The 16729-nt window shown below is 53.1% G+C and carries 19 protein-coding genes and 1 pseudogene; 9 read left to right on the top strand and 11 right to left on the bottom strand.

Features of this window, described 5'->3' with window-relative positions; genetic code table 11:
- Window positions 1-6 precede the first annotated feature (6 nt).
- A complete protein-coding gene (locus IBT46_RS15845; RefSeq protein WP_200546465.1) occupies window positions 7-351 on the bottom strand; it encodes a helix-turn-helix domain-containing protein in 345 nt (114 codons plus the stop codon).
- Window positions 352-656: 305 nt separating this feature from the next.
- On the opposite strand from IBT46_RS15845, the gene IBT46_RS15840 reads away from it, so the two are divergent.
- The 3 genes from IBT46_RS15840 to IBT46_RS15830 all read left to right on the top strand — a co-directional run bounded on the left by IBT46_RS15840 (window position 657) and on the right by IBT46_RS15830 (window position 3199).
- Window positions 657-1550, top strand: coding sequence for a LysR family transcriptional regulator (locus IBT46_RS15840; protein ID WP_200546464.1), 894 nt, complete (start codon window positions 657-659; stop codon window positions 1548-1550).
- Window positions 1551-1622: 72 nt separating this feature from the next.
- Entirely contained in the window at window positions 1623-2099 is a 477-nt protein-coding gene (locus IBT46_RS15835; protein WP_234480147.1) for a glyoxalase/bleomycin resistance/extradiol dioxygenase family protein, read from the top strand.
- Window positions 2100-2173: 74 nt separating this feature from the next.
- Window positions 2174-3199: a Gfo/Idh/MocA family protein gene (locus IBT46_RS15830; protein WP_200546463.1), complete on the top strand. Its 1026-nt coding sequence runs from the start codon at window positions 2174-2176 to the stop codon at window positions 3197-3199.
- Window positions 3200-3250: 51 nt separating this feature from the next.
- Here the strand turns inward: IBT46_RS15830 and IBT46_RS15825 are convergent, their stop codons facing one another.
- On the bottom strand, window positions 3251-3748 hold the full coding sequence (locus tag IBT46_RS15825) for a MarR family winged helix-turn-helix transcriptional regulator (protein ID WP_200546462.1): 498 nt from the start codon (window positions 3746-3748) through the stop codon (window positions 3251-3253).
- Between the two features lie 74 nt (window positions 3749-3822).
- Between IBT46_RS15825 and IBT46_RS15820 the strand changes: the two genes are divergently transcribed.
- Together IBT46_RS15820 and IBT46_RS15815 are read left to right on the top strand one after the other, a co-directional pair.
- Entirely contained in the window at window positions 3823-4695 is an 873-nt protein-coding gene (locus tag IBT46_RS15820; RefSeq protein ID WP_200546461.1) for an EamA family transporter, read from the top strand.
- Window positions 4696-4732: 37 nt separating this feature from the next.
- Window positions 4733-5338 (top strand): nitroreductase family protein, encoded by a 606-nt coding sequence (locus IBT46_RS15815; protein WP_200546460.1) that lies wholly within the window; start codon window positions 4733-4735, stop codon window positions 5336-5338.
- A 102-nt stretch (window positions 5339-5440) separates the two neighbouring features.
- Here IBT46_RS15815 and IBT46_RS15810 read toward each other — a convergent pair whose 3' ends face one another.
- Together IBT46_RS15810 and IBT46_RS15805 are read right to left on the bottom strand one after the other, a co-directional pair.
- The gene (locus IBT46_RS15810; RefSeq protein WP_200546459.1) at window positions 5441-7006 is read right to left on the bottom strand and encodes an ATP-binding cassette domain-containing protein; all 1566 of its coding nucleotides are present in this window, start codon (window positions 7004-7006) and stop codon (window positions 5441-5443) included.
- A 272-nt stretch (window positions 7007-7278) separates the two neighbouring features.
- Complete coding sequence (locus IBT46_RS15805; protein ID WP_105593787.1) at window positions 7279-7632, bottom strand: hypothetical protein; 354 nt, start codon at window positions 7630-7632, stop codon at window positions 7279-7281.
- A gap of 172 nt (window positions 7633-7804) precedes the next feature.
- Here IBT46_RS15805 and IBT46_RS15800 point away from each other — a divergent pair, with 172 nt between their 5' ends.
- Both IBT46_RS15800 and IBT46_RS15795 read left to right on the top strand, forming a co-directional pair.
- Window positions 7805-8386, top strand: a complete 582-nt coding sequence (locus IBT46_RS15800; RefSeq protein ID WP_105593788.1) for a TetR/AcrR family transcriptional regulator — start codon at window positions 7805-7807, stop codon at window positions 8384-8386.
- 72 nt (window positions 8387-8458) lie between these two features.
- Window positions 8459-9301, top strand: a complete 843-nt coding sequence (locus IBT46_RS15795; protein WP_200546458.1) for a nitroreductase family protein — start codon at window positions 8459-8461, stop codon at window positions 9299-9301.
- Here the strand turns inward: IBT46_RS15795 and IBT46_RS15790 are convergent, their stop codons facing one another.
- Window positions 9302-10048 carry an IclR family transcriptional regulator gene (locus IBT46_RS15790; RefSeq protein ID WP_200546457.1) on the bottom strand — a complete coding sequence of 249 codons (747 nt, stop codon included), beginning with the start codon at window positions 10046-10048 and terminating at the stop codon, window positions 9302-9304.
- A 200-nt stretch (window positions 10049-10248) separates the two neighbouring features.
- Here IBT46_RS15790 and IBT46_RS15785 point away from each other — a divergent pair, with 200 nt between their 5' ends.
- Entirely contained in the window at window positions 10249-11394 is a 1146-nt protein-coding gene (locus IBT46_RS15785) for an MFS transporter (RefSeq protein ID WP_200546456.1), read from the top strand.
- 90 nt (window positions 11395-11484) lie between these two features.
- Here the strand turns inward: IBT46_RS15785 and IBT46_RS15780 are convergent, their stop codons facing one another.
- Together IBT46_RS15780 and IBT46_RS15775 are read right to left on the bottom strand one after the other, a co-directional pair.
- The gene (locus IBT46_RS15780; RefSeq protein WP_200546455.1) at window positions 11485-11970 is read right to left on the bottom strand and encodes a DMT family transporter; all 486 of its coding nucleotides are present in this window, start codon (window positions 11968-11970) and stop codon (window positions 11485-11487) included.
- Between the two features lie 9 nt (window positions 11971-11979).
- Complete coding sequence (locus tag IBT46_RS15775; RefSeq protein WP_105593793.1) at window positions 11980-12414, bottom strand: DMT family transporter; 435 nt, start codon at window positions 12412-12414, stop codon at window positions 11980-11982.
- Window positions 12415-12511: 97 nt separating this feature from the next.
- On the opposite strand from IBT46_RS15775, the gene IBT46_RS15770 reads away from it, so the two are divergent.
- A complete protein-coding gene (locus IBT46_RS15770; protein ID WP_200546454.1) occupies window positions 12512-13465 on the top strand; it encodes a LysR family transcriptional regulator in 954 nt (317 codons plus the stop codon).
- On the opposite strand, the gene IBT46_RS15765 is transcribed toward IBT46_RS15770, so the two are convergent.
- The 4 genes and pseudogenes from IBT46_RS15765 to IBT46_RS15750 all read right to left on the bottom strand — a co-directional run bounded on the left by IBT46_RS15765 (window position 13462) and on the right by IBT46_RS15750 (window position 16574).
- Window positions 13462-13977, bottom strand: a complete 516-nt coding sequence (locus IBT46_RS15765) for a hypothetical protein (RefSeq protein ID WP_200546453.1) — start codon at window positions 13975-13977, stop codon at window positions 13462-13464. The genes IBT46_RS15770 and IBT46_RS15765 overlap by 4 nt on opposite strands.
- Window positions 13978-14037: 60 nt before the next feature.
- Window positions 14038-14688, bottom strand: a complete 651-nt coding sequence (locus tag IBT46_RS15760; RefSeq protein WP_200546452.1) for an alpha/beta fold hydrolase — start codon at window positions 14686-14688, stop codon at window positions 14038-14040.
- A 254-nt stretch (window positions 14689-14942) separates the two neighbouring features.
- Window positions 14943-15800, bottom strand: a pseudogene (locus tag IBT46_RS15755) (helix-turn-helix domain-containing protein).
- Between the two features lie 252 nt (window positions 15801-16052).
- Window positions 16053-16574: a hypothetical protein gene (locus tag IBT46_RS15750; RefSeq protein ID WP_200546504.1), complete on the bottom strand. Its 522-nt coding sequence runs from the start codon at window positions 16572-16574 to the stop codon at window positions 16053-16055.
- Between the last annotated feature and the right edge of the window lie 155 nt (window positions 16575-16729).

The following is a 16729-nucleotide window of genomic DNA, read 5'->3' as shown; positions in this document are numbered from 1 at the left end:
AAAACCTCAAAAATGGGATTGTTGAGAATTTAAACGACGCCATGTAGCCGGAGGCACATGATATTTTCTGCTGAATGAACGACTGAATGACTGCTGCGAGTCGTAGCCATACTTGGTGGAGATATCAATTACGCTTTCGCCACCGGCGATTAAATCCTGTGCGGCGGACGCCAGTTTTTTATCGCGAATATAATTTCCCAGACTGATGCGCATAATACGTTGAAACATACGCTGCAAATGCCACTTCGAATACCCCGCACGCTGCGCAACATCTTCAATTTTCAGCGGCTGACGGATATTGCTGTCAATCCACGCAATCAGTTCATGAATGATGAGCTCCTGTCTATCCATTCTTTCACCTTTGCCATAATTTCAGGGTTAAAAAGATGACCAGAACGGCCTGATGCGGGAGCAGAATAACATGGCGGATTACGATCGATTAGCGGGGTAAAAACGATAGGGTTTATGAATTTAATTCATTTAATGAAGTGCCCGGCAGGGGAGTTTGCGAGTTGTCTCGCAAAAACTGTGTGCTTTAAATTCGACCTTTCTCACATAAAGTGAAATTTTTCCGAAAGATTTGTGAAGAATACACATGTATTTCATTTTGTGTATAGTGGTACACGCGGGTCAAACTTACTTGTCAAAGGCGGACAATGCTCAAAGAAAACTTTAATGACCTCATCTATTTGGTGATGGTTGCACGCGAGCGCAGTTTCACCCGAGCGGCAGCCAGGCTGGGCGTATCGCAGTCAGCGCTGAGCCATTCCATCCGCGGACTGGAAGAACGGCTGAATACCCGGCTGTTAACCCGAACGACGCGGAGCGTTGCCTCAACCGAAGCCGGGGAGCGGTTGATTCAAAGCGTCGCGCCGATGATTACGGAAATTGAAAAAGCGCTGCAGGATTTGGCGGATAATCAGGAAAATCCCTCGGGAAATATCCGCATTACCGCCGGTGAACATGCGCTTTCCAGCACGCTGTGGCCGCTGTTGAAACCCTTTTTACTGCGCTACCCGGACGTTAACGTGGAATTATCGATTGATAACGCATTGACCGATATCGTCAGCGGGCGTTTTGATGCCGGCGTACGCCTGGGTGAGTCGATAGAAAAAGATATGGTAGCCGTGCGAATTGGCCCTGACTGGAAAATGGCGATCGTTGCCACGCCGGACTATTTTGCTGAACACGGCGTGCCACAAACGCCCTATGAGCTGCAAAATTATCGCTGTATTAACATGCGTCTGCCCACGCTCGGCGGGCTGTATCACTGGGAATTCAGCAAGGATGGCAAAGCCATTCGGGTCAAGGTAGAAGGGCAGTTAGTGTTCAACACGCTCTCTGCGCGCATCGATGCGGCATTATCCGGAATGGGGGTCTGCTGCGTTCCTGAAGATTCGGTCAGAACGCAAATAGAACAAGGCAAACTGCAAAGCGTATTACAGGACTGGTGCGAACCGTTCACCGGTTACTATCTTTATTATCCCAGTAGAAAACAGCACACCGCGGCATTTTCAAAGCTTATTGATGCGGTTCGCTATCAGGGATAAAACAGAATATTTTCAGTAATTTTCACCCGAAATAGGGGTGAAAACACTTTGAAGGGATGACGCTTGCCGGATATGCTTAAAGCTGTTCTGGCAACGTCCAGCCATTCGATCGACGCCTTCCGGCAACAGCACCGTCTGATATATGCGATCGCTCTGAAAATATTGAGGGTGTATATGACACTCACTGCGATGAATTTTGGCCGTATCGCGGCTATTTTGCCCGTGCAGGATATGGAAGTTGCGCAGCGTTTTTATATTGATGGATTAGGATTCACCAAAACCTTTCAAAATGGCGATCCCGTCGGTTTTATCATCCTGAAACGCGACGAAAGCGAACTGCATTTATCGCTTCAGCCCGGGCATAAAGCCGCCCCGTTCCCGATAGCCCATCTGCTGGTCGACGATGCCAACGCAATGTTTGCGCTTTGCAAACAGCACGGCGCAAAAATAATAAAAGGCGTGCAGGATAAAGATTACGGCTTACGTGCATTTGTCTTCGCCGATCCCCACGGAAACCGCATTGATGTCGGCCAGCGGCTGCGCGTATAGCGCCTCCTGCATCCGACTTTTAAGTACTCAGATAGCACTCATAACATTAATTACCCACCCACAATGAGGAAAGCATGAGAATAGGCATCGTAGGATACGGTTCAGGCGGTAAAAATTTTCACGCGCCGTTTATTTCGGCGGCCAAAGGGCTGGAGCTGGCGGGAATCGTTGCTCGCGCACCGGCAACTATCGCCAGCGCTCAGGCAGATTTTCCTGATGTGCCGATCTACCCCAGCCTGACGGCTATGCTGGCAGCAGGCGTTGATATTGTGACCATCACCACGCCGCCGGCCACCCGCCGCGAGCTGGTTCTGGAAGCGATTGCGGCAGGCGTGGCGGTGATTGCCGATAAGCCTTTTGCACCGGATGCGAAAACCGGCCGCGAGCTTGCCGATGCGGCGAAGGCCAAAGGCGTGATGCTGAGCGTTTATCATAACCGCCGTTTCGATGCTGACATTCAGACGCTGCGCAAGGTGATTGAACAGCAGCGCGTTGGCAAATTGTGGCGTCTGCATAATCGCATGGACCTCGACGATCCTCATACGCTGGAAGGCGGTGAGGCGGGCGGCCTGCTGCGGGATATCGGTAGCCACCTGGTCGATCAGACCCTCTGGCTGCTGGGGCCGGTGAAATCGGTCTATGCCCATACGGATATTGTTGACCATCCGGACGGCCCGACCAATGCCAGTTTCATTATCACGCTGACCCATACCAGCGGTGTTCACTCGCATATCTCTGCCAGCAAACTCAACCGGTTAGCCACCCGCGAGCTGATAATCTACGGCGACAAGGGTAGCTATACGTCTAACGGCACCGATGTGCAGGCGCAGGCGATTTTCGCCGGTCAGCGCCCGGCCGACGATCTGGCGGCCTGGGGTTATGAAAAACAGGAGCGGTGGGGCGTGCTGCGTACCGCCAACGGCGAAGAGGCCATTCCCTCCGAGCAGGGGAACTACCATGCCTACTATGAAGCATTTGTTGAAGCTGTCCGCAGCGGTTTGGAACCCCCGGTGACCACCGAGCAGGCGATCCAGACGCTGGCCGTGCTGGATGCTGCGCTTATCAGCGCGCGCGAGGGGCGCCCGGTAACGCTGGCGTAAAAATTATCAGGCCCGTCGGTAAGGGCGGGCCTGAATTTAGCGAGGATAAAATCACTCCTCCAGCGTGCGTAAAAACGCCGAAAGCGAATTATCCAGCTCACTTAATGCATTAGCTGACAGCCCCGATAGGATCTGCCGCTCATTCTCGATGTGTTCTTCAACCGCCCGATCGATCAGCTCCCGCCCGCTCTCCGTCAGTTTAACCAGCATGCTGCGCGCATCCTGAGCATTAGGCACTCGCTCGATAAACCCACGAGTTTCCAGTCGCTTAAGCCGATGTGTCATCGTCCCCGATGTGACCATCAGCGTTGAAAACAGTTCGGTCGGGCTGAGGCTTGGCTCACCTGAACGGCGCAGAGCTGCCAGCATATCGAACTCCCACATACTGAGATCGAATCGGGCAAAGGCCGTTTCCAGTTTCTGCTGCAGCAGGGCCGCGCATCGATTAATACGTCCAATTGGTCCCATCGGACTGGCGTCCAGATCGGGCCGTTCGCACTGCCACTGTTGCAGAATGGCATCCACGGCATCATGTTCACGATTTTTCATAGGTACACTCATTTGCCTTGACTTCAAGATAACTGATCGACACACTGATAATATCTTGAACTGAAGGTAAAGTCATGAACATTACATCCTCAATGCATTACTGGCGTGACGTGATCCTCACGGCGCTGGCCCCCGCGATCTGGGGGTCTACTTATATCGTCACATCTGAAATCCTGCCGCCGGACAGGCCATTTACCGCTGCGCTGATCCGAGTTTTACCGGCGGGTTTACTGCTGTTGCTGTTTACCCGCCGCATTCCGCTTAGGGGCGATGGGTGGCGCTTAGTGGTGCTGAGCGCGCTGAATATCGGCGTTTTCCAGGCGCTGTTATTCGTTGCCGCCTATCGTCTGCCGGGAGGACTGGCCGCGGTGTTGGGTGCCATTCAGCCGCTCTTGGTGATGGTGCTGGCATGGGCGGTTGATCGGCGTGCACCCGCACAAATTACGCTGTGGTCCGCCGTGGCCGGGGTGATCGGAATGGCGGTTTTGCTGTTGTCGCCGCAAACCACCTTTGAACCAATAGGCGTGATTGCTGCGCTATTGGGTGCCGCCTGTATGGCCACCGGAGTCTGGCTGACCCGGCGCTGGCAGGTCGATCTGCCCGTACTGCCGCTTACCGGCTGGCAGCTGGTGATTGGCGGGCTGATGCTGGCCCCCGTTGCGTGGCTGGTCGATGCGCCACTACCGGTGCTGACCTTGCCGCAGTGGTGTGCCTATGCGTATCTCAGCCTTGCCGGTGCGCTACTTGCCTATGCGTTGTGGTTCCGCGGAATAACCCGGCTTCCCGGCGTGGCCGTTGCCTCACTCGGTCTGCTTAGCCCACTGGCCGCCGTAGCACTGGGCTGGATCGTGCTTTCCCAGTCAATGACCGGTACCGCCTTTATTGCGCTAATCGTCGTGCTGCTCAGCGTATTCGCCGTGCAGTGGACAACGGTTCGCCGTGGATAATGACTCTCTTTAACAGACTATTATATAAGGTAATTACATGAAATCTTCCGTACAGAACGCTATTGAATCACGTATTTCCATTAACCGTTTTCAGGCCGATCGTCCTCTTGATGATGAAACAATTACCTCTCTGGTCACGCTGGCAACCAAAGCCCCAACGGCATTTAATATGCAGAACTGGCGGTTTATTGCCGTGCGCTCGCCTGAGGGGAAAAATCTGCTGAAAGCGTCCGCCTGGGGCCAGCAGAAGATCGTTGACGCTTCGGTGGCCTTCATCATCTGCGGTACGCTCTCTGCACATCAGCAGCTGGCGGCGGCACTCCAGCCCAGCGTGGACGCGCAGATCATGGAGCAACGTACTGTAGAAGGTTGGGTAACGTCCCATGAAAATAACGCGGTGTTACAGCGTGATGAGGCCGTGCGTTCCGCTTCTCTGGGGGCGATGACATTGATGCTGGCCGCCGAGGGAATGGGGCTGGGTTCATGCCCGATGATTGGCTTTGATGCCGAACGGGTGGCAAAAGACTTTGCTTTGCTGCCCACGGAACTGCCGTTGATGGTGGTCGTCGTGGGGTATCCGCTGGATAACAACTGGCCGCAGAAGCCGCGTAAACCCGTTGCGGACGTGTTAACCCTGGCTTAATACGAAACTTTACCGATGCTGGCGATGAATAGATTCTGTGCCAGCATCGGTGAGTCAGAATAAGGGGCGGGTCTGATTACGGTTGAAATCAAGTCCGCCCGATCATAATTCCAGAGTCTGCGTTACGCCGCAGTTATTCACAAACTCTTCGTCATGGCTGACTAACAGCAGCGCCCCTTTATATGATTTCAACACTCCCTCTAACAGCCGACGGGAATCGAGATCCAGATGATTGTCCGGCTCATCCAGCAATAAGATATCCGGCAAGGGGGATGAACAGGTTAAGGCCAGCAGAATAACTTTCAGCTGTTCTCCGCCGCTCAACTGCTCAAGCGGAATCAGACTCTTATCGCCCCTGATGCGCAGAGCACCCAGGCGGGTACGCCAGCTTTCAGCGGTAACTAAAGGGTCAAATTCGCATAAGGCTTCAACCACCGGAAGTGCGAAATTCAGCAGGGTAAGGTGCTGATCAAGATAGCGCCAGTGGCCATGTAGTGAGTAACGCCCCGAAGCTGCCGCCAGCTGGCCCGTCAGCACTTTAAGCAGGGTAGATTTTCCGCTGCCGTTACGCCCGGCGATATGCCAGTGCTCGTCGCCGGAAATGGTCAGGGAGAGCGGCTGCGACGAGCCAAAAGGCAGACGTAAATTCTGAGTGTTAACGCGAACGCGCTTTTGCTCATCGGTGTAGGCAAATTTCAGCATTTGCGGTGTTACGTGCTCGATTTTCTCGTTAACAACACTTCGTTGCTCAGCCAGGTTGGCCATGACGCGTTCGTGGCGCTGGGTGATTTTTGACTGCTGCTTCTCCGCTTTGTTCTTCTTCATATCCAGCAGCAGCAGAGACTGCGACCCCGAAGAACGGGCGCGATCGCCCTGACGCCGTCGCTGGGCTTTTTTCTCCAGTGTGCGCTGTAGCTCATCCCTTTCTTTACGCAGGCCGGACTGTAACTGCTTTTCCTCACTGCGTAACGCATTGAGTTGACGCTCTTTCTGCTGCGAGAAATCGCGGTAATTACCGCCATATTCCACCAGCCCGCCAGGACTGAGTTCGTAAATGCGCTGCATTTCATTCAGCAGCCGCCGATCGTGGCTAATCACCAGCGACCCGGAAGGATGCCGCTGCAGCTGTTCGCTCAGCCAGCGGCGACCGGTGCTGTCGAGATGGTTTTCCGGCTCGTCGAGCAGTAAAAATGAGTCCTGTTGCAAAAATGCCCGGCACAGCGCCAGGCGGGTCTGTTCGCCACCGCTTAGCTGTGAGGAAGGGCTTTCCAGACAGAGATGACCCAGCGCCGCACTGTCCAGCAGCGACTGCCAGCGGAGTGGATAATCCCATTTGTTGGCAAGGAAATCATAATCATCGGCATTGGCACTGCCGTTTTCCATTCTTCGAAAAGCTGCACGGATGTCGGCGATCCCCAGCGCATCTGCCAGAGTCAGTCCGGGCAAACGTGTTAACTGCGGAACGTAATAAAACGGTGTCAGCCAGTTAATCGTGCCGCTTGAAGGCTGGCGACGCTGTGCCAGTAACGACATCAGTACTGACTTGCCGCAGCCGTTCATACCGGTCAGCCCCTGGTTTTGCTGTGTCAGAGTGCCGCTAATCTGTTGAAACAGAGCGGTGTCGTTGAACGTAATTGAGAGTTCAGAAAAATGGCAGTGTACAGGCATAGTTGTGCTCCTGAATAAACAGGGCAGGCCGAAATGCCGGATCGGAAATTAACGCTGACGAGGATAGCTGCCTGCCCAATATCAAAATTCACATCGGTTAAGATGTGGGAGATATTGCGATGGAATACAGGCATTAAATCATGTCGGCAGACATCCTCAGGGAAGGTGAAGGAGGTATAGTGGCAAAAATCGTGCAGGCTGTAAACCCGGTGGTGAACGAGAAAATGCCGCAGACGGGCTGCGGCATCAAACGGTAAATCAGCGAGGAGCGTTTACTCGGTCACTTTTTTCTTCAGGTCGCTGGCACCTTCTTTGGTACTGTTCCAGCCTTTCTGCGCGCCTTCTTTGGTCGCATTCCAGCCTTTCTCAGTCCCTTCTTTGGTTTTATTCCAGGTCTTCTGCGAGCCTTCACTCACTTTACTAGTGAAGCTGTCGCTTTTGCCTTCGGCAGCATGTTTAGCTTTCAGCTGCTGCTCCTGGCCCTGATGCTGCGCTTCGTGCAGCTTTTCTTTAGCGGTATTTGCACCGGCCTGCGCGTTGGCGACGGTTTCATCGGTTGCGTGTGTGGCGGCAAATGCGGAAGTGGCCAGTAAAATGGCTGACAGGGCGATAATCGTCTTTTTCATAAATATTCCCTCATAAAATACGTCATTAGTGTTAACAACGTGGTCAACAATGCCACGCGAAGCGACCTCTGGCTTTAGGAAAAAACTGTAAATAGTACACTGCTCACAATTGTTGACTGTTCATTCCATAATTGGTAAGTTGTGCAATCCATAACTGAAAGAGCTGATAACTATGGCTGGAAGACCCAGAGAATTTGATGACCAGCAGGTGATCGACGCTGCTATGGATGCTTTCTGGCGTGATGGCTATGAGGCAACGTCTGCTCAGGCTCTGGTCGAAAGCACGGGTCTTGGCAGAGGCAGCCTGTATGCGGCTTTTGGTAATAAAGAAAAGCTTTATCACGAGGCACTGCGCCGATATCACCAAAACAGTATCGATTTTCATCAGGAGATATTCGCCCGTTCAGGCAGCGTAGCTGAGCGCCTGCGCCTGCTTTTACAAAAGGGGACCGAAATCGATCTGAGCAATGTTGAACGCAATGGCTGTATGGCGATTTTCTCTCCGCTCGAAAGGTCCGCCAAAGATGCGACCGTTGATCGGCTCAGCCGCCACTACATTAAACAGCTTGAACAGATGTTTGCCTTACTGTTCGCTCAGGGTATTACGTCCGGTGAGTTTCCGGCTGATAGAGATGCCAGCGTGATGGCGAAATCTTTTATGTGTGGTTATTTCGGCTTCAGAGTATTTGGCCGCATTGTTCACGAAGCGGATTACCAACAGCAGGCAATCGACGCGCTGTTAAGAACGATTTAAGCCATAAAAAGCCTCACGGCTTTTTATTTACCTATTTCTTTAACGATCATTCCACTATTTGAAGAGGAAAACATGCCTGACAAACTCATTCAGCAACAGCTACTTGCAGCCAGATATGGTGCGGACCAGCAGCCTGAAAATATCATCTGGAATACACAGATAGCAGGGCTTTTACGTCATCGCTCCGTACGGAACTTTACCGATCGGCCACTGCCGGCCGGCTGGCTGGAAACGTTGGTTGCCGCTGCGCAGTCGGCTTCTACGTCTTCGAACCTACAGCAGTGGAGCGTTGTCGCCGTCACTGAACCGTCGCTGAAAGCACAGGTACGGATGCTCGCTGCCGGTGATAACGGCCTGGCGAACGGTTATATTGAACAGGCTCCGGCGATACTGCTATGGATTGCCGATCTCTCCCGCAACCACGCTATCACCTCCGCCGACGGGCTTTATCCGCAGGTTCATGATTATCTGGATGCTTTTCTGATGTCTTCCGTTGACGCCGCGCTTGCGGCGCAGAATGCCACTGTTGCCGCGGAATCCATCGGGCTGGGAACGGTTTACATTGGTGCGGCCAGAAATAAAGCGAAAGAATTGGCGGAACTGATTAATCTGCCTGAACGAAGCTATGTTGTCTGCGGGCTGCTGATCGGTTGGCCTGATGACCGGCATCCCGGCGATATTCGACCCCGCTTACCTCAGTCGGTGGTTGCACACCATAACCGCTATCAGGCTGATGGCCTGGATACACAGATTGACCGCTATGAGGCGGTTTTTCATGCCTTTCGTGAAGGCCTGGGCATGAAGGACAAAACGTGGAAACAGGCGGTGCAGTCTGCCGCTGTCAGCCTGGAGTACATGGATGGCCGCCAGAATCTGCGAGAAATGCTGGAAAAAAGCGGCTTCGGGTTTAAATAGTTAGCTCGTTAGCGCTTCGATCTCCGCTTTGCACTGCATCAACGAACTGAGCAGGTGATAGAACTTCTCCTCAAAGCGCAGGGCCGGGACGGCAACCGAAATCGCGTAATGTTCACCGGCCCCGGTATTCAGATAAACGCCCATCCCGCAGACGCCACGCGCATGTTCCTCGCGATCGATCGCATAACGTCGCGCGCGGGTTTGCCGGATGTCATCCAGCAGCAGGGGCAGCGTTCGCAGGGTATTATCCGTTCTCACATCCGGCTGGCCGCCGAGCAGGTCCGCAATTTTCTCATCGGCAAGCATCGCCAGAATCGCTTTACCGTGTGCGGTGCAATGGCAGGGAAACGCCGTACCCACCGCGGATACCACGCGCAGCTCCTGGTCAGAAACGAACTGGCTGACGGAGACGGCATGGCTACCGCGATAAACGCACAAATCCACCGTTTCACGCGTACGGCGTCCCAGCGTTTCCATCGACGGCTGCGCGAGGGCGATCACATCGGTGTGCGCGGAGGCCGCCAGGCGTGCCAGCGCCGGTCCAAGCCGAACGCCGGTGCTGCCCGATATCAGCAGCTGCTGTGACTCCAGCGAGGTGACCAGTCGGTGGACGGTGGTGCGGGGCAAACCCGTTTCGCGCGACAGGCTGGAGATGGTCATGCCTTTTGGCTGTAGCTCCAGCGCCCGCAGAATTGTGGCGGCCCGGGCAATAACCTGTGAACCACTGCTGTCTGCATCATTGCTCATCTTCATCTCCGGTTTAAAACATCTTACAGCAGGATATCACGCGTTATCCGCCTGATGGATAAAATGGCTGGCTCTTTTAACGAACGCGCTTCGCTGACATTCAGTTTACCTTTCCCGTGTTGACTTGCTAAGAATATAGCTTAAAAATAATGACCACATATTGGATTTGATAACCATTATTCGGATATTTTGAGGCCGTGATGAACCAAATAAAAAGTACGGGCGCGTTTACGTTACTGGCGGTGGCCTGCCTGACCATCATGGTGGGCTGTGTAATCGTACCCGGATTAACGGCGGTCGCTGAAAATCTGGGCACGTCTTCAGCGGCCAGCTGGCTGGTAACCGTTCCGTCGCTGGGCGTGGTAATTTTTGGGCCACTGGCTGGCCGCTTTATTGACCGGGTAGGGGCTTACCGGGCGCTATTGTGGGGGCTATTTTGCTACGGTCTGTCAGGCAGCGGTGGCGTACTTCTTCACGGCACGCTCCCGGTAATGATAGACAGGTTACTGCTTGGCGGTGCAACGGCGGTGGTGATGGCCGCAGGTACGGTGCTGATTTCTCTGTTCTACAGCGGGCAGGCGCGGATGAAAATGATCGCGTCCCAGGGCATGTCGATCGAACTTGGCGGGGTGATCTTTCTGTTTATTGGCGGACTGTTGGCCAGTCTGGGCTGGCGCTGGCCGTTTTTGCTTTATCTTGTCGCCTGGCTGTTACTGGCGATGCAGTTAATGTTTGTGCCCAGGCCATCCGCCGAGCCGGAAGGCGACGATAGCGGGGAGGTGATCCGAAATGCAGCCCCGGCCAGCGGTCAGCTCAAAACGGTATTATTTGCTGCAACAGCTTCTATGCTGTGCTTCTTTACCGGGGTAATCGTTATTCCGCAGCAGTTTCATCAGCTTAATATCGGCGCGGCGGAAACGGGTTATTTCCTGTCATTTGTCTCGCTAATCGCCGTCATCGCCGCAGCAATCATGCCCAAAATGGTAAAACGTCTGGGGGAGTTCGGTACGCTCTACGCCGCTTTTGCCTGCTATGCCGCGGCGCACCTGATCTTTTCTGCATCATCTGGGGTCGTGCCGTTTATCGCCGGAGGGGTTCTGATGGGATGCGGTTTTGGCCTGTCGGTGCCGCTGGTTAATCACATGACCGTCGAACTGAGCGAGGCGCACGTACGCGGGCGAAATCTTGCCTGGCTGTCAATGGCGATTTTTTCCGGGCAGTTTTTGTCCTCCTTTATGGAGTTTATCCCCGGCAATGCATCAGTGATTTTTGCGGGCGCAGCTTTGATTGGCATCGCCGTCATGGTGATGCTGTATTTACTGCGGCGCTGGATGCGGGAAGATTAAGCCCGGCGGCAACGAGATAGCTGTTACCACAGGGCATTCGTGGTGCCGAATATTACCAGGCTTCAGGCTTCAGGCTTCAGGCTTCAGGCTTCAGGCTTCAGCTGAAGCCTGGCTGCCGCCAGACTTTTCGGTATCTGTTTTATTGCTGGAATAAATAAAGTAAAGCGCGATCCCCAGGCAGACAACCGCCCCCAGCCGCGTTGCGGAAAAGTGGATCGCTTCATTCCCCAGCCAGCCAAAATTATCAATCAGCATGCTCATCGCCAGCTGACCAAAAATAACCGCCACCGTTGCAACGGCCGCACCAATACGCTGAACGGCCAGCACCATGATCACGATATAAGGCACGCCGCAGAGTGCGCCCAGCAGCTGCCATTTCGGCACGTCCAGCAGGGTTAAATTTTGCGCCGGTTCAAAGAAGAAAATAAGCAGGGCGCTGACCAGCGCACCAAGCGAGAAAGTCAGAAATGCGCTGCGAAATACGCCGACCTCGCTGCCTAATTTGCCGTTTATCGCAGCCTGAATACTCAGTACCGCACCGCCGATCACGGCCAGGATAATCATCACTATATTCATTGTTTCACCTTAGCCCTTTGCCACCAGAATCAGTGCGGCAATAATAAAGATCAGCGCAATAAACCGCTTACGGTCAATTTTGCGATGCGCCGTACCCAGAAGCCCGTAGTGGTCAATCACCACGCTTTTGAAAACCTGCCCGGCAAGAATGCCGATCATCGTCATTGCAATACCAATCACCGGCACGGCCACGGTCAGGATCACCACGTACACCGGACCAAGAATACCGCCCAGCAGGGTCCATGATGGCTGCGTGAAGAAGGAAGGACTGCTGCGGGGGCTAAAGAACAGCATCAGCAGGAAGGTGAGCGCGGCACCTACGCCAAAAACGCTGAACGTTGCCCACAGCCCGCCGACTTCATTTCCTAATGGCCCCAGCAATCCCGCCTCAACCGATAACCCCATGCCGCCGGCAACGACGAGTAGTATAAAAATAAGCTGCATAAGTCAGTCCCCGATAATTTAGGGTTGCGATGGTATAGCAGCGCTGCATCATGAAAAACGGTATAATTCAGGAAACACCTTTGCAGGAATCGGGATAATGTTTGATGCTGGCAGCATAAATTTCCGCACGCTGGTATTTTTTATCGGCGTGTATGATGAACAGAATTTTTCCGCCGTTGCCAGGCGGGAAGGCGTGTCGGCTTCTATGGTTTCGCGCGTGATCATTCAGTTAGAGGACTCGCTTGGCCAGCAGCTGTTCTACCGCAATACCCGCGCCGTTATCCCAACCGAAGCGGGCCGACTGTTTATTGACTACGCCCGCAGCATGACCGAACAGCTGAATAAAGCCCGTAAAGAGATGCAGGACCGATCCCTCGAACCCGCCGGGCTGATCCGAATTAACGCGCCGGTTTTCTTCGGCCAGCGCCATATTGCGCCCTGGCTGACGGCGCTGTCCCGGCGATATCCCCGCTTACAGATGGAGCTGATGCTGACGGATGATTTTATCGATCCACACCGCGATGCCACCGACGTGCTGTTCAGGATCGGCACGCTGACCGATTCCTCCTTCCACGCGCGTATATTCGCCTCGCAGCGTTATTATCTGGCGGCATCACCCGAGTATTTAGAACAGCACGGCCAGCCGGCGACGCCTGCCGATTTCAGCCAGCACAAGTGTCTGGTTTACCGCGGTTCTTCCGGCCCCAATCGCTGGCTTTTCCGTCAGCCAGGGGAGAGCTGGACACACTATCCGGTGGCAGGGTTACTGACTTCGAATAATGCGGAATCTCTGCTGACCAGCGCAATTGATGGGATGGGACTGGTGCTGTTTCCCGACTGGCTGATCAATGACAGCCTGAATAAAGGTGGACTGGTGCGCATCATGCCCGACTTCGAGGCGGCCATTCACACCGAGCCGCAGCATATCGCCGCCATTTATCCCAACGCCCGCCATCCACCGCTGAATGTAAGGGCGGTGATTGACCATTTCGTTGGTGTTTACGGAACGCCACCTTACTGGCAGCTGGGAGGAATGGGGCAGGGAAGTTAAAGAGAGGACAGGAACTGCTCGATCTGGCGTTTATTCTTAAGGTGGATCACTGGCACCTCCGGACCATATTCAAGGCGAAGCCTCTCGATTTTTGGCCTGTCGTTACTCTCGAATTTCCAGATGTAGTGCAGAAATGCGAAAAACTCGGCATTGATTTTCTCCGTGCAGCCGTCTGGTAAATCAGATCTTTTTTGATTACGCAGTGACCGCATTAATACCCTGAACAGGCAGATGATACGGGGCGTGTCCATCCAGACGATCAGGTCGGCAGCAGGTATACGCAGGTCGAACGTTCTGCGAGGATAGTTCCCCTCGCTGATCCATGTTTCCGTGTTTACCACATCGCTCACCCGGGCGCGGAAAGCTGCCGGTTCTGGTTTTGTCCACTGTGGTCCCCAAAATAACCGATCCAGATGCGCCACCGGGTAATTCGTTTTTGCACCAAGGATTCGGGACAACGTTGATTTTCCGCTTCCTGCATTACCTAAAATGACGATACGTTCGGGGCGCACATTTGCTCCATCAGTGATTACGGGGTTAATCAGGCAGGCGGCTATTCCTGCCGATTGTGGTTAACGCGCGTCTTTCAGGAAGTAATGAATTCGCACAATAGTATCCGGTGCAAGCTCTGTTATCGCACTGACATGGTCGCCCTGCGCGGATATAAATGCCTGCCGATTTTTTTCCGACCAGTCCTTTAACGGCTGATAATAGATATCCTGTTCGCCTGCCCAAAACAGTTTGGGAATGTTGATATCAGCGATCCGCGGGGCGTCTTTTAAGCCCTCATACCCAGCTAATGCCTCAAAGGTTGAGCGCAGCGGTGCTTTATTTTCAGCGGATACCCATGTCGTTAATGCGGGAGCCGTTTCCTGAGCAAAGGCGAAAAATGCATCGAAATCAAGGCGACCGTTTGGTCCCTCGGGTAAGCCATTCTGCACATCCCATCCGCCAATGACTAATGAAGATAACTTCTCTGGATGATATTTGGCCAGGCTAATCGCCAGCCATGCGCCAGAAGAATAGCCAACAACATGGGCTTTTTTAGCGCCCAAACTGTCAATTAAGCGCCTGATGCCATCTGCCTGACTTTTCTGATCGAATGCAGCATTGATGATATTTGCGCTTTTGCCATGGGCTAATAAATCAGGATAAACAACCGTAAAATCATCACGTAATGCATCGACCAGTCCATTGGAAACCCAGCTATTGGCGTTTGTCACAAATCTGCTGCAGTACTGTAATGCGACTCAGTTCTTTCTGGCTCATGGTCACCAACATTACGACGCTCCGGATTGTCTGTAAAAACAAAAAGCAGGCTACCGGAAACGCGACATTTTAACTTTGGTAAAACACGACATTATCGCTTTGGGCTAACAGTCTTTGTCTACCCGAAGTTGAAATGTCACCCTCAGTTCCAAAGTTAAAATGTCACCTTTACTGTGATTCAGTCTGAAAGAGCAGGGTGGGCAGGTGGTTATCGTTTGAGGCTGGCCCTGAATTCTTCAGGGTTGGTCAGTACCGGATTGATGGCTTTCAGCTGCTCCTGAATCCTTGCCTGAGCGCGCCGTTTGGGCATCTTCTTACTGCGTTCTCTTTTACCGTCCCGTTCGCGTTCATCCTGCTGAATCTGTGCGAGTTTCAGTACTGCGCCCAGCCGCTTGTTGTCCACGATGGCACCCTGGTCAACACAGGCCAGCTTGTCGTAGACCTGATACGACAACGTCCTGTGGCCGTATTTGAATGCCAGCGTGCCGTCTGGATAGTCATAAACCATGATTTTTTTCGCCGGCGATTCGCGTGTTTTCTTCCGAAGGTTCAACCAGATAAAGCATCTTATCGTACTGGAATGTCAGCGATTTTGAGAGCGTCCTGAGTTCCTGCCCTCAAACCAGTCATGGTGAGAGCCGTCGATTTGAATAAGTTCGCCGAGACAGTCGCGGCGATAGCGTGGTTGGTAGACCCGAGGCCTGCGTCGGGCATGGGGAACCCAGAGGCCGGCGACAATCATCCAGTGACGAACGGTTTCTACAGAGATCGTTATCTGGTGGCGTTCCCTGAGTTTTTCTGTGGCCAGTGTAGGTCCGAAGTCGCTGTAATTTTCACGTAGCAGCGCCAGAACCTTCATTCTAAGTTGTTCAGGAAGATTATTGTTTCCCGGTTTGCCACGTCTTAAACTGGCCAACCCAGGGGTGCCTGACGAGCGGAACTTATCCATCAGACGCTGGATCTGGCGTTCGCTAAGATCCAGCTGACTCGCAGCATCACGCCGACGTAACCGTTTTTCACAAACAGCCTGGATAACCTGGGCGCGAACTAACTCTTTTTCAGACATAGTCACCAACATTTTTCAGCCCCTGTAGCAGCCACAAAGCTCAGAGCCTTTATGCCAAAAAGGGACATTTCTAAATGGTTAAAAAGTGACATTACTAAATTGCTCTAACAGTCTTGGTGCGCATAATGTATATTATGTTAAATTAACTATCTCCGGCAGCATCAGACCCAGCCACATTACCTCCCCTCAAATAACGACCGGAGTTGCTTCCCCTAAAACTGTTCCACCGGCCCGCTGCATAACCAGAATCCATCATTCCCAATTCTCCTCTTCAAGCGGCTTCATCCAGTTCTTACTGCTTACCGGCACCGGCTCGCCGTTAAATGTATATGTGCAGCAATCACACCTCACCGGGATGTCTTCTGCGGTAAATGCCGGGTTCACCTTTTGCAATAAACCTGCATCATCGATGCACAGCCCACTGTAAAAACTCGATTCATCGCAGCGAACATAGCTGCGCCATTCTTTTCTGCGCAGCATGACCATGTAGAAAATCGGTTCTGGCTTGTCCAATCGGCTGACCGCCTCACTGTAGACGTCGTCCCAGACCTGGCCCACTTTGCTGAGCAGGAATTTATATAACGGCGTGTAGTCACGGCCCCGGCCACGCTGGCCATGCATGCCTTCACGCGATGGCAGATTTTCATCAACCTTATTTTTGCTGTGTCGTTGCCAACGGTACTCACCGCCGTTATCGTTGCGATCAACGCCCCTGGTGGTTGTATTGATCTTGCGGTAAAGCTTTCTGGCTTTAGTAGAATGATGAATACGCACTGTGATGACCCTTCTTTCTCGATTTTTCCGTTTAAAAACGATCGCGCTACGCGAATTCTGAAGCTTATCGTGTGGGATAACCAGCGACAATTCACGTAGCGACACCATTTTCTTCATCCCGCCATGATGCAAATACGCATTACATTTGACTCATT

Source organism: Erwinia sp. S38 (assembly GCF_016624545.1).
Taxonomy (GTDB): domain Bacteria; phylum Pseudomonadota; class Gammaproteobacteria; order Enterobacterales; family Enterobacteriaceae; genus Erwinia; species Erwinia coffeiphila.
Note: the sequence above shows the minus strand (reverse complement) of the source record. Positions and strands in the feature narration are given on the sequence as shown.